10 protein-coding genes and 1 other RNA gene are annotated in these 12818 nt (G+C 72.0%); 2 read left to right on the top strand and 9 right to left on the bottom strand.

What is annotated here, in order from left to right; translation table 11 throughout:
• Positions 1-17: 17 nt before the first annotated feature.
• From ASF17_RS07140 to ASF17_RS15510, 4 genes are all read right to left on the bottom strand, one after another.
• Positions 18-2966, bottom strand: coding sequence for a bifunctional [glutamine synthetase] adenylyltransferase/[glutamine synthetase]-adenylyl-L-tyrosine phosphorylase (locus ASF17_RS07140; RefSeq protein WP_055797138.1), 2949 nt, complete (start codon positions 2964-2966; stop codon positions 18-20).
• A 10-nt stretch (positions 2967-2976) separates the two neighbouring features.
• Positions 2977-4314 (bottom strand): glutamine synthetase family protein, encoded by a 1338-nt coding sequence (locus ASF17_RS07135; protein ID WP_055797135.1) that lies wholly within the window; start codon positions 4312-4314, stop codon positions 2977-2979.
• A 73-nt stretch (positions 4315-4387) separates the two neighbouring features.
• Positions 4388-4558 (bottom strand): SPOR domain-containing protein, encoded by a 171-nt coding sequence (locus ASF17_RS15515; RefSeq protein ID WP_156357335.1) that lies wholly within the window; start codon positions 4556-4558, stop codon positions 4388-4390.
• 45 nt (positions 4559-4603) lie between these two features.
• Positions 4604-4756 (bottom strand): hypothetical protein, encoded by a 153-nt coding sequence (locus ASF17_RS15510; protein ID WP_156357334.1) that lies wholly within the window; start codon positions 4754-4756, stop codon positions 4604-4606.
• A 79-nt stretch (positions 4757-4835) separates the two neighbouring features.
• Between ASF17_RS15510 and map the strand changes: the two genes are divergently transcribed.
• Together map and ppgK are read left to right on the top strand one after the other, a co-directional pair.
• On the top strand, positions 4836-5699 hold the full coding sequence (gene map, locus ASF17_RS07130) for a type I methionyl aminopeptidase (RefSeq protein WP_055797132.1): 864 nt from the start codon (positions 4836-4838) through the stop codon (positions 5697-5699).
• Between the two features lie 34 nt (positions 5700-5733).
• Complete coding sequence (gene ppgK, locus ASF17_RS07125) at positions 5734-6495, top strand: polyphosphate--glucose phosphotransferase (RefSeq protein WP_055797129.1); 762 nt, start codon at positions 5734-5736, stop codon at positions 6493-6495.
• Between the two features lie 81 nt (positions 6496-6576).
• Here ppgK and rnpB read toward each other — a convergent pair.
• From rnpB to ASF17_RS07105, 5 genes are all read right to left on the bottom strand, one after another.
• An RNA gene (rnpB, locus tag ASF17_RS09180) (RNase P RNA component class A) lies at positions 6577-6958 on the bottom strand.
• A 58-nt stretch (positions 6959-7016) separates the two neighbouring features.
• The gene (locus tag ASF17_RS07120; RefSeq protein WP_235476422.1) at positions 7017-7757 is read right to left on the bottom strand and encodes a zinc ribbon domain-containing protein; all 741 of its coding nucleotides are present in this window, start codon (positions 7755-7757) and stop codon (positions 7017-7019) included.
• A 79-nt stretch (positions 7758-7836) separates the two neighbouring features.
• Entirely contained in the window at positions 7837-8652 is an 816-nt protein-coding gene (locus tag ASF17_RS07115; RefSeq protein WP_055797126.1) for a Nif3-like dinuclear metal center hexameric protein, read from the bottom strand.
• 9 nt (positions 8653-8661) lie between these two features.
• Entirely contained in the window at positions 8662-10149 is a 1488-nt protein-coding gene (locus tag ASF17_RS07110) for a hypothetical protein (RefSeq protein WP_055797121.1), read from the bottom strand.
• A 121-nt stretch (positions 10150-10270) separates the two neighbouring features.
• Entirely contained in the window at positions 10271-12712 is a 2442-nt protein-coding gene (locus tag ASF17_RS07105) for an excinuclease ABC subunit UvrA (RefSeq protein ID WP_082475131.1), read from the bottom strand.
• Positions 12713-12818 lie beyond the last annotated feature (106 nt).

Here is a 12818-nt window from a genome sequence, read left to right as displayed (position 1 = left end):
GCACGAGCGGACCCGATTCAGCCGGTGGGCTCGGGGGTCTCGTCGAGTCCGTAGAAACCGCGCTCGAAGACCGCACGGGAGCGCCTCGTGGCGGCCAGGTAGTCCTCTTCGAGGCGCGTCGCCGACCCCGGCGGGTACTCCATCAGTCGAGCCACGCCCTCGAGGAGGCGCCGGTCCGTCGGCAGGACGTCGGACGTCCGGGATGTCCACAGCACGACGGCCGACCGAGCGCGTGACGCGATCGTCCAGGCGTCATGGAGCTTCTGCGCATCGTCGTCCGTCAGGAGACCGGCCTCCGCTGCCGCGGCGAGGGCGTCGAGGGTCGACGGCGTCCGCAGCCCCGGCACCTCGTGGGCGTGCTGGAGCTGGAGGAGCTGGACGTACCATTCGACGTCGCTGAGCGAACCGCGCCCGAGCTTGAGATGACGAGACGGCTCGGCGCCTTTCGGAAGTCGTTCCGCTTCGACCCGGGCCTTGATGCGCTTGACCTCGCGCACCTCCTGCTCGGAGATCGCGGTGGGGTACCGGACGTCGTCGGCCAACGCCATGAAGTCGGACGCCAGCTCGTCGTCGCCGGCGACCGCGCGGGCGCGGAGAAGCGACTGGGCCTCCCAGGTCAGCGACCAGCGGGCGTAGTAGGCGCGGTAGGAGGACAGCGATCGGGCGACGGTGCCGTTCTTGCCCTCCGGTCGCAGACCCGTGTCGAGGTCGAGGGGCACGAGGGCATCGGAGGTCAGCCGGTTCATCTCGCTCACCACGGCCAGGGCCCGGCGGTGCGCCGAGCCGTCGTGGTCGTCGGCGGCACGGTAGACGAAGAGCACATCGGCATCGGACCCGAACCCGAGCTCCTCGCCGCCGTAGCGCCCCATCGCGATGACGGCGAACTCGAGATCGCCGGCGTCGCGCCGAGCGAGGGCCAGCGCGCCGGAGATCGCGGCGGTCGTCACCGCCGACAGCCCGCGGGCGAGCTCGTCGATGCTGAGCAGGCCGAGGATGCCGCCCATCGCCAGACGGAGGATCTCCCGTCGACGCGACTGGCGGAGGACGGCCGCGGCGGCGTCGACGCCCGAGTGGCGCGCGACGGTGGCCTCGGCCTCGGCGAGGAGCGTGCCGAGCGCTCGAGGTCGCAGCTCGTGGTCGTTCTCGAACCAGGCCGCGGCCTCGGGGATGCGGTCGAGGAGATCGGCCACGAACCGCGAGTTCGACAGGACGGTGGTCAGCCGATGAGCAGCCCCGGAGGAGTCCCGCAGCATGCGCAGGAACCAGTACGACTCGCCGAGTCCGTCGCTCAGGCGTCGGAACGCGAGCAGCCCCAGGTCGGGGTCGGTGCCGTCGGCGAACCACTGCAGCATGGCCGGCAGCAGGTGACGCTGGATGCTCGCGCGCCGGGAGACCCCCGCGGTCAGGGCGGCGATGTGCCCGAGGGCCCCGCGCGGGTCGACGAAGCCGATGACGGCGAGGCGCGCCGCGGCCTGGTCGCTGCTGAGCCCGAGCTCCTCCTCCGGTCTCGCGGCGACGGCCGACAGGAGGGGCCGGTAGAAGAGTCGCTCGTGGAGGGTCCTGACCCGCCGCCGGACGTCGTGCCACGTGCTCACGAGGTCGCCGGCCGTGGCGCCGAGGCGGGTCGATCTCGCCAGCACGCGCAGCTCGCCCTCGTCGACGGGCATGAGATGGGTCCGTCGCAGCTTCGAGAGCTGGATGCGGTGCTCGAGGAGACGGAGGAGGCGGTAGTCGCGATCGAACTCGGCCGCCTCGGCACGACCGACGTACCCGCGCCGGGCGAGCGCGCCCAGGGCGTCGAGGGTGGCCCTCTGGCGGACGTTCTCGTCGGCCTGACCGTGCACGAGCTGCAGGAGCTGGATCGTGAACTCGATGTCGCGCAGTCCGCCCGGACCGAGCTTCAGCTGGCGGTCGACCTCGTCGGCCGGGATGAGATCGGTCACCCGTTCGCGCATGCGCTGCACGGACTCGACGAAGTTCTCGCGCGAGGCCGCCGCCCAGACGAACGGGGCGATCCGCTCGACGTAGCGGTCGCCGAGCTCGCGGTCGCCGGCGAGAGGACGGGCCTTGAGCAGGGCCTGGAACTCCCAGCCCTTGGCCCACCGCTCGTAGTAGGCGATGTGCGATTCGAGGGTCCGGACGAGGGCGCCGGCCTGCCCCTCGGGGCGGAGGTTCGCATCGACCTCCCACAGCTCGGTCTCGAGGGAGAGCTCGGAGACCGCTCGCACGGTGTGGACGGCGAGGCGGGTGGCGATCTCGACGGCGCGGCCGTTCTCGAGCCCGTCCGCCCCCTGCGCGACGTAGACGACGTCGACGTCGCTGAGGTAGTTCAGCTCTCTCGCACCGGCCTTGCCCATCCCGATGATCGCCAATCGCGTCCGTTCGACGTCCTCGGCGGGGAAGGCGACCTCCCGACGGGCGATGCCGAGCGCCGCCTCGAGGGCAGCGCCCGCGAGGTCGGCCAGCGCCGTGGCCACGAGGGGCATCACGGCGAGAGGGTCGGGTGCGTCCAGGTCGTACGACGCGAGCTGGAGCAGGTTCCGCCGGTATCGCACCCGCAGGGCGACCCGCGCCTCGTCACCCACCCGGTCGCCGACGGCCTCCTGCAGGTCGGCGACGTACTCCGCTTCGGACGGCGGCTGCGTCAGGGAGGTGCGGAGCGCCTCCGACTCGGCCGGTCGTCGGACGAGGAAGTCGGCGAGCCCCGAGGAGGCGCCCAGCACCACGACGAGGCGGGGACCGAAGCCGTCCGCCAGCAGGGACTCGACCGTCGGCCGATCGCGGTCGATCAGACGATCGAGGTGGAGCAGTGCCGCGTCGGGATCCGGGCATGCCGCGAACGAGGGCAGGAGCGCCTCGACGGCCGGTGTCGACACGGCGAGCTCGGCGAGGCGGTCGCGCGCCTCGCCGAGCCGGGAGAACCCGAGTCGAGCCAGCTCGGACAGAGCCGCGGCGGGACGGGGCATGGGTCGGTGCTCAGAGCATCTCGAGGTTCGAGCGCAGCTCGAACGGAGTCACCTGAGCCCGGTAGGCCTTCCACTCCTGACGCTTGTTGAGCAGGACGTAGTTGAAGACCTGCTCCCCCAGCGTCTCGGCGACGAGCTCGCTGTCCTCCATGATGGACAGCGCGTGGTCGAGACTCGCCGGCAGCTGCCTGTACCCGAGGGCGCGACGCTCGGCGTCGCTCATGCCCCAGACGTTGTCCTCCGCCTCGGCGGGCAGCTCGTAGCCCTCCTCGATGCCCTTGAGGCCGGCGGCCAGCATGAGCGAGAAGGCGAGGTAGGGGTTCGCCGCCGAGTCGATGGCGCGGTACTCGACCCGGCTCGAGTTGCCCTTGTTCGGCTTGTAGAGAGGGACCCGGACGAGAGCCGACCGGTTGTTGTGGCCCCAGGTGACGAAGCTCGGGGCCTCGTCGCCGCCCCAGAGGCGCTTGTAGCTGTTGACGAACTGGTTGGTGACGGCCGTGATCTCGGGAGCGTGCTTCAACAGACCGGCGATGAACTGGCGCCCGATGGTCGAGAGCTGGTACTCGGCGCCGGCCTCGTAGAACGCGTTCGAGTCGCCCTCGAAGAGCGACATGTGGGTGTGCATGCCCGAACCGGGGTGCTGACTGAACGGTTTGGGCATGAACGTGGCGTAGACGCCCTGCTCGATGGCGACCTCTTTGATGACCGTCCGGAAGGTCATGATGTTGTCGGCGGTCGTCAGCGCGTCCGCGTAGCGCAGATCGATCTCGTTCTGTCCGGGGCCGGCCTCGTGGTGGCTGAACTCCACCGAGATGCCGAGGTCTTCCAGCATGCGGACCGAGCGGCGACGGAAGTCGTGCGCCGTGCCTCCGGGGACGTTGTCGAAGTACCCGGCGGAGTCCACCGGCTGAGGACCGTCATCGCCGACCTGCGCGCTCTTCAGGAGGTAGAACTCGACCTCGGGATGCGTGTAGAACGTGAAGCCCCGATCGCCGGCCCGGGCCAGGGTGCGCTTGAGGACGTTGCGCGGGTCCGCCACGGCGGGCTGACCGTCGGGTGTCGTGATGTCGCAGAACATCCGGGCGGTGGGGTCGATCTCACCACGCCACGGCAGGATCTGGAACGTGGTGGGGTCGGGCTGCGCCAGCACGTCGGCCTCGTACGAGCGGGTGAGGCCCTCGATGGCGGATCCGTCGAAGCCGATGCCCTCGGCGAAGGCCCCCTCGACCTCGGCGGGCGCGATGGCCACCGACTTGAGGGTGCCGATCACGTCGGTGAACCAGAGGCGGATGAACTTGATGCCGCGCTCTTCGATCGTTCGAAGAACGAAGTCTCTCTGCTTGTCCATTCACGGCCTTTCTGCTCGCCGTCCAGGCTAGTGGACGCACCGGGTGTCGCGAGGGTCGCCGCTCCGGCGGGGATCAGTCGTCGGCGGCGTCCTCGGCATCGAGACGCGCGTTGCGGGCCTTGATGGTCTCGATGGCCTTCGCCGCCTCGTCGCGCGTGGCGTACGGGCCGGCACGGTCGACAGCGGGCGACACCTTGCCCTCTTCGACCTCGTGCGTCTTCGTGTTGAACCAGAACTCAGCCATGCGGGAAGGCTACCGCCCGCCGGCCGGAGCCGCCCGGAGACGCCGTCAGCGGCGCGGAGGCGCCACGGGCGCGGGCCGACGGCCCGGTGCTCGACGGGCGAGCAGCGACGAGACGAGCGGCGAGAGCAGCATCACGAGGATCCCGGCGATGATGACGAGCGAGCCCACGACCATGAGGGCGATGACGATGGCGACCATGTCGTCGATTCTCGCCTGTCGACGGGACCACGGCAAGCGGACGCGCCCGCCCGACGACGCGCCCCCTAAGCTGGTCGACATGCCTCGGGACCTCGACGGAACACTGACTCCGGGCCGGATCTCAGCGCAGCGTCCGGTCCCCGCGTCCATCCCCCGACCCGAGTACGTCGGCCGGAAGGCACCGAGCCCCTACACGGGCGGCGACGTGTACGACGCCGAGACCGTCGAGCTGATCAGGGCGAGCGGGCGCATCGCCTCGCAGGCCATCGACGCGGTCGAGGCGGCGATCCGCCCCGGCGTCACGACCGACGAGCTCGATCGCGTGGCCCACGAGTTCGTCGTCTCGCACGACGCCTACCCGTCGACCCTCGGCTACCGGGGGTTCCCGAAGTCGATCTGCACCTCGGTGAACGAGGTGATCTGCCACGGCATCCCCGACGACACCGAGCTGGTCGACGGCGATCTGATCAACATCGACATCACCGCCTTCGCCCACGGCGTGCACGGCGACCTGAACCGCACCTTCGTCGTCGGCGAGGGCGCGCCGGCGACCGTCGATCTCGTGGATCGCACTCGCGAGGCCCTCCGCCGCGGCATCAAGGCGGTCGCGCCGGGCCGCGAGGTCAACGTGATCGGTCGGGCCATCGAGTCGTACGCGAAGCGCTTCGGCTACGGCGTCGTCCGCGACTACACCGGCCACGGCGTCGGTCGGGCCTTCCACTCGGGCCTGATCATCCCCCACTACGACGCGCCCCGGTACGACGACGTCATGGAGGTCGGGATGGTCTTCACGATCGAGCCCATGCTGACCCTCGGGGGCATCGACGCCGACATCTGGTCCGACGACTGGACGGTCACGACCCGCGACAAGAGCCTCACCGCGCAGTTCGAGCACACGCTCGTCGTCACCGAACGCGGTGCCGACATCCTCACCCTGAGCTGACGCTCACCCCTCCACCCCCGGAAAGGAACCACCCGTGTCACAGAAGGCAGTGGGCATCGACATCGGCGGCACCGGCATCAAGGGGGCCATCGTCGACCTCGAGTCCGGCGAGCTCCTCACCGACCGCATCAAGAAGCCCACCCCCGCCGGCGGTGAGCCCGACGACATCGTCGCCGTGGTCAAGCAGATCGTCGACGAGCTCGGGGTCGACGACGACGCCATGCCGGTGGGCGTGTGCTTCCCCGCGGCGATCATGGACGGCACCACCCTGTCGGCGGCCAACGTGTCGAAGAAGTGGATCGGCTTCGAGGCCGAGAAGCTCTTCGAGACCACCCTCGGCCGGGACATCCACTTCGTCAACGACGCCGACGCCGCCGGTTACGCCGAGACCCGTTTCGGCGCCGCCCGCGGAGTCAAGGGCCTCGTCATCATGACGACCCTCGGGACCGGCATCGGGACGGCGCTGATCAACGACGGCGTGCTGATCGTCAACGCCGAGCTCGGACACCTCGAGATCGGCGGCAAGGACTACGAGACGAAGGCCTCGTTCGCCGCCAAGGAGCGCGACGAGCTCACCTGGAAGCACTGGGCCAAGCGCCTCCAGAAGTACTACTCGCACCTCGAGGCCCTGCTCTACCCCCGACTGATCATCGTCGGCGGCGGCGTCTCGAAGCACCACGAGGAGTTCCTGCCGCTTCTCGACCTCCGGGCCGAGATCGTCCCGGCGACGCTGCGCAACAACGCCGGCATCATGGGAGCCGCGGCTCTGGCCGCCTCGTCGAACCCGGTCGGCTGACGATCGGGCGCACCGCCCACGACGCGAGAACACCCTGCTGCAGGAGGCGCGCCTCCTGCAGCAGGGTGTTCTCGCGTGAGGCGAACGGGCCGGCTGATACGCCGGGTTCTGTCTCGATGCTCACGCACCGTGGACGGCCATCTCTCTCGGAACTGCGTCGCCGCAGCTCTCCAGCGGTCTACCCGAGGACTCGGCGAGCAACCTCGACGCCCTCTGTCTGACCTTGCTCCGGGCGAGGTTTACCTAGCCGGTCGGTCACCCGAACCGCTGGTGGTCTCTTACACCACCGTTTCACCCTTACCCCGGTCGCACCTCGCGGTGACGACCGTGGCGGTCTGCTCTCTGTTGCACTGTCTCGCGGGTTGCCCCGGGTGGGTGTTACCCACCGCCCTGCTCTGTGGAGCCCGGACGTTCCTCGGCGGCACGGGCGGACCCGTGCCGACGCGACCGTCTTGCCGACCCGTTCGCCCCTACAGCCTACCGGCCTCGGGCCGGGCGACGCGAGCGGCCGCGGAGGAGGGTCAGATGCCGGACTCCTGCGTGCGGACGAGCACCGCGTTGCTGTCGGGGCAGAGCAGGACGTCGTAGGCGGAGGCCGATCGCACGGCGGCGAGATCGCTGCCGGTGAGGGTCACGCCGCTGGCGCTCGACACGCCTCCGCGCAGGAGGGACGCGCCGACGCCGTAGCGCTCGCGCTGACGTTCGTAGAGGGCCAGCAGATCGCCGGGGACCCGCGCCGCGAGGGTCTGCCGGTCGGCGGCCACCTGAGCGCGCTCACGCTCGAGCCCGGCCAGCGACTCGTCGCGCGACGTGGTCGCGTCGGCGCGACGACCGTCGATCTGGTCGAGCTCGCTCTGGGTGAGACGGGCGACGGCGCCGAGGCTCTCGACGCGCTCCATCACGTCCATCTGGAGGTCCTCGAGGTCGGAGGTGCGCCGGGCGAGGGCGGCCAGCTCGCCCTCGAGCGCCTGCACGTCTTTAACGGACGACGTGGAGGCGAGACGCTGCGTGTCACGCGCGACCCGCGCCTCGACGACGGACACGTCGGACTCGATGCGCTTCAGCTCGACCTCGGCGTCTTCGAACGCGCCCTGCTCGGAGGCGAGACGGCTGCGGAGGCGGGCTGCGTCGCCGTCGATGGTCGCGAGGACGGCGATCTCGGGGAGGTTGCGGGCCTTGTGGGCGAGCTGCTGCAGGGTCGTGTCGAGCTTCTGGAGATCGAGCAGCAGGGCCTGATCGGCGGGGCTGGCGGTCAGCGGCATGCGTGGCCTTCTTCGTGTCGGTGCGGATGGTCGGAGGACGGGGTGCCGAGGAGGCGCGGCGTGGGCGGGCGGTCGGGCGTCACTGCACGACGGTGAAGTCCCAGGGGTCGGTGCGCAGGTCGCTGAGCGTCACCTCGACGTCGTCGAGGGCCTCGCGCAGCTGGGCCGCGGCGGTGTCGAGCCAGAGCCACTCGGCGGCCCAGTGGGACACGTCGATCAGCGCGGGCCCGCGACCGAGGAGCATGAGCTCGCGGGCGTCGGAGGCGGGGTGATGGCGGAGGTCGCTCGTGATGAAGACGTCGGCGGACCGGACGGCCGGATCGTCGAGGAGGGAGTCTCCGGCTCCGGCGCAGAGCGCCACCGTCTCGACGAGGCGTTCAGCGGACCCGGCGACCCGGATGCCGGAGGCGGTCGGCGGGAGCACGTCGCGGAGCATGGTCGCCAAGGCGACGAGCGGGACCGGCTCGGCGATTCGCCCGACGATCCCGAGGCCGGTCGTCGGGGTGCTCCCCGCGGTGATCGGTCGCTGGTCGAGGAGGCCGAGCTGGTGCGCGAGCACCCGGGAGGTGCCGGTCTCGACGACGTCCGCGTTGGTGTGAGCCGCGACGAGCGCGCAGCCGCCCCTCACGAGACGGGCGATGACGGCCCCCTTGGTGGTGTCCTCGGACACCGTGCGGGCGCCGCGGAACAGGAGCGGGTGATGCACGAGGAGGAGGTCGGCATCCAGTCCGAGCGCCTCGTCGACCGTGTCGAGGACGGCGTCGACGGCGAGGTGGATGTGGGTCACGGGCCGCTCGGGATCGCCGACGGCGAGCCCCGGGGAGTCCCAGGACTCGGCGCCGCTCAGCGGCCAGAGGCGTTCGACGACGGCGGAGACGGAGGCGAGGGTGGACACCCCGTCAGCCTAGTCGCGAGACGGGCGACGGACCCCGGTGAGCAGGACCGCGACGACCAGTGCGGAGACGGCCGCGACGAGGAGGGCGAGGGCCACCGCCGCGCCGGCCGCGGGGCCGGAGCCGCCGATGCCGGAGACGAGATAGCCCTGCCAGGCGAGTGCTGCCACGACGGGCGACAGCACGCCGAATCCGAGGACGGCGGCCACCACGACGGCGGCCACCACCGCGATCGGACGCCGACGCTCGACGACGGACGCGTCCTCGGCGCGCGCCGACACCGCCATCGTCGCGACGACCGCGGAGAGGGCGCCGATCACCGGGACGGCCAGCGTCGCCACGACGGCGGTGCCGAGGGACTCCCCCGCCGCCACGGCCAGGATCAGGGCGAGGAGCACGAGGACGCCTGCGCCGACGACGGCGATGCGGAGCGCTCGGCCCGTACCGGCGACGAGATCGCGGAGACCGGGGCCCTCGGAGACGGCGGGACGGGTCGGGGCCTCAGCCTCGGCCTCGGATCCGGAGACCACGGGGGTCTCCTTCGCCGGACCGGTGACGTCGGCGACCGGGGCGGTCGACGTCTCGCGGGGCGCTGCGGCGGGGGCCTCGGCGGCGGCTCCGACCTCGGCCTCCGGCTCGGCCACGGCGTCCGGCTCGGCCACGGCGTCCGGCTCGGCCACGACGTCCGGCTCGGCCACGACGTCCGGCTCGGCCACGACGTCCGGCTCGGCAACGACGTCGGCCTCGGCCTCGGCCAGTCGGGCCGCCTCGCGACGCGCGGCGAGGTCGGCCTCGGCCTCCTCGGGGGTGACGATGGGGATGAGGTTCGTGTCGCTGTCGTCGACGTCGCCTCCCGCCGGAGCAGGAGCGCCTGCTCCGATGATATCGATCACGCCCGTGAACCGCAGGCGGGTGCGTTCGAGGACGAGCGCCGCCTCGTCCGTCCCGACGCGGCTGATCTCGCTCTCCCACCGGGCGAAGCGGGCCGCCTCGGCGCGGCGGGCGAGCAGCTGCGCCTGCACCACGGCCATGAGGTCGACCGTCGCGGTGTCCTCGAAGCGCCGGGTCACGAGCCGGGCGAGGACGTCGTCGTCGAGGGTCACGCGCTCCGGCGGCTGCGGCAGATCGGGGCCGACGGGGACGGCGAAGACCGGCAGGGTGATGGCGGACGTGTCGACCGAGTGGCGCGGCGCGCTGACCGGCCGGGGGTCCGGCATCGCCTCGCGGTCGGCCCCGGAGCCGGGATCGGACGCTGTCGGGACCATGATCGGCTCGGGGGCGTCGGCGCGGTGACTGGGGACGGAGGCGGGGCGGGAGGCGATGCTGTCGCGCGCCTCCGGGGCGAGGGTCTGAGACACGGGGTGGAGCTCCTGCGGGGGCGGCGTCGTGGACGGCGCGGGGGTCGGGGTGGGCTCGACGAACGTCGAGCGGAACCGGTGGGCGTCGACCTCGGGAGGCGCGACGGCGTCCGTCCTCAGCAGGTCCGCGTTCTCGGTCATGCGTGGATGGTACGTCCGCGGGGGCTCCGGATCGGCGCGGCTCGCCGTGCCGACCGGGACTAATCCCGGTGAGCGCGGGTGCACGGCATGCCCTCGGCCGAGACGGGGCCGTCCGCGCGGATCAGCGGTCGGCCAGCGCGGCGGCGAGGTAGGGGGCCGTGCGGCTGTGCGGGGAGGCCGCGACGAGCTCCGGCGTGCCGGACGCGACGACCCGCCCGCCTCCGTCACCGCCGGCCGGGCCCATGTCGATGACGTGATCCGCCGCCGCCACGACGCCCATGTGGTGCTCGACCACCACGACGGTGTCGCCCCCGTCGACGAGTCCCTGCAGCTGCGCGACGAGCAGCTCGACGTCGGCGGGATGCAGACCCGTGGTCGGCTCGTCGAGCAGGTAGAGGGTCCGCCCCGTGCGCACACGCTGGAGCTCGGTGGCCAGCTTGATGCGCTGAGCCTCGCCGCCGGACAGCTCCGTGGCCGGCTGACCCAGCCGCAGGTACCCGAGACCGACCTCGCGGAGGGTCTCGAGAGCCCGGGAGGCGGCGGGCACCCCTCGCAGGAACCCGGCGGCCTCGGCCACCGTCATCGCGAGCACATCCGCGATGCTGCGGTCGTTCCACCGCACCTCGAGCGTCTCGGCGTTATAGCGGGCCCCGTGGCACTCCGGGCAGGGGGCGTAGCTGCCCGGCAGGAACAGCAGCTCGACCGACACCGAGCCCTCGCCCTGACAGACGTCGCACCGGCCCCCGACCACGTTGAACGAGAACCGCCCGGCGGTGTAGCCGCGGACGACCGCCTCGTCGGTCGAGGCGAAGACCGACCGGACCGCGTCGAACAGCCCCGTGTAGGTGGCGAGGTTCGATCGCGGCGTGCGCCCGATCGGGCGCTGGTCGACCTCGACCACGCGATCGATCCCGTCGAAGTCCGTCGCGGTGTCGGCCAGGACGCCTCCGACGAGGGTGGACTTACCCGACCCCGAGACGCCCGTCACGGCGGTGAGGACCCCGCGCGGCACCTCGACGTCGACGTCGTGCAGGTTGTGCCGCGAGACCGATCGGAGCGCGAGCACGCCGTCGGGTCGACGCCGCTCGGAGGTCCGGACCGGGGCATCCGACCAGGGGACGAGGAACCGCCTCGTGACCGAGCGCTCGACCTCGGCGAGACCCGCGACCGGTCCGCTGTAGAGCACCGCGCCTCCTTCGCTCCCCGCCCCCGGTCCGACGTCGACGACCCAGTCGGCTCGCCGGACGATGCTCATGTCGTGCTCGACCACGAAGACCGAGTTGCCGCTCGCCCGGAGCTCCTCGAGCACGGCGACGAGGGGCTCGGCGTCGGCCGGGTGGAGCCCGGCGCTCGGCTCGTCCAGCACGTAGACCACGCCGAAGAGCCCCGAGCGCAGCTGCGTCGCGATGCGCAGACGCTGCATCTCGCCCGGGGACAGCGACGGCGTGGCGCGGCCGAGACTCAGATAGCCGAGCCCGAGGTCGTCGAGGACGGTCGTCCGCGCGAGGAGGTCGGAGGCGAGCGTGACGGCGACCTCGGTCACCTCGCCCGACGAGGCGTTCGAGACCGCGGCGGAGGCCGAGGTGAGCGAGGCGGTCGGACGGAGCACGTCTCCGAGCTCCGCCAGGGGAAGGGAGTTCAGCTCGGCGATCGTCCGACCCGCGAACGTGACGGCGAGGGCGGCCCGGGTGAGACCGCTGCCGCCGCAGAGCGCGCACGGACCGCTCTCGACGAAGCGCAGGACCTTCGCCCGCTGGGTCTCGCTCTGCGAATCGGCCAGGGTGTGGAGCACGAACGCCCGCGCGCTCCAGAAGCGGCCCTTGTAGGGCTTGGCGACGCGGTCCCGCTGCGGGACCACCTCGACCACGGGCTGCTCGTCGGTGAAAAGGAGCCAGTCGCGGTCGGCCTGCGGCAGCTCCCGCCAGGGCCGGTCGATGTCGTAGCCGAGCACCGCGGTGACGTCACGGAGGTTCTTGCCCTGCCAGGCGCCCGGCCAGGCCGTGATGGCCCCCTCGCGGATCGACGACGTGGGGTCGTGCACGGCCGACGCCTCGGTGACCTCGTGAGCCACGCCGAGGCCGTGGCATCTCGGGCACGCGCCCGCCGCCGTGTTCGGCGAGAACGAGTCGGACTCGAGGCGGGAGGCGCCCTCGGGGTAGGTGCCGGCACGGGAGAACAGCATCCGCATCGAGTTGGAGAGGGTCGTCACCGTGCCGACGGTCGACCGCGAGCTCGGGGCGCCCCGTCGCTGCTGCAGGGCGACCGCCGGCGGCAGACCCGATATCCCATCGACGTGCGGGGTGCCGCCCTGGGCGATCAACCGGCGCGCGTAGGGGGCGACGGACTCGAGGAAGCGACGCTGAGCCTCCGCGTAGATGGTCCCGAAGGCCAACGAGGACTTGCCCGAACCGGACACGCCGGTGAAGGCGACGATGCTGTCGCGCGGCACGTCGACGTCGACCGAGCGCAGGTTGTTCTCGCGGGCTCCCCGCACCCGCACGAAACCCCGGTCGTGGACGTCGGCGGCTCGGCGGGGGAGGTCGGGAGGGGCGGTGTCGGGCATCCGGTCGATGGTAGAGGAGTGCGGCGACACGGGGCCGGAGCGGTCGGGGCCCGGACGGCGGGGCGGTCGCCCGACGGCGTTGTCGGTGGTCGCTCGTAGCCTGATG

Source organism: Frigoribacterium sp. Leaf263, from assembly GCF_001422285.1.
GTDB lineage: Bacteria > Actinomycetota > Actinomycetes > Actinomycetales > Microbacteriaceae > Frigoribacterium.
Note: the sequence above shows the minus strand (reverse complement) of the source record. Positions and strands in the feature narration are given on the sequence as shown.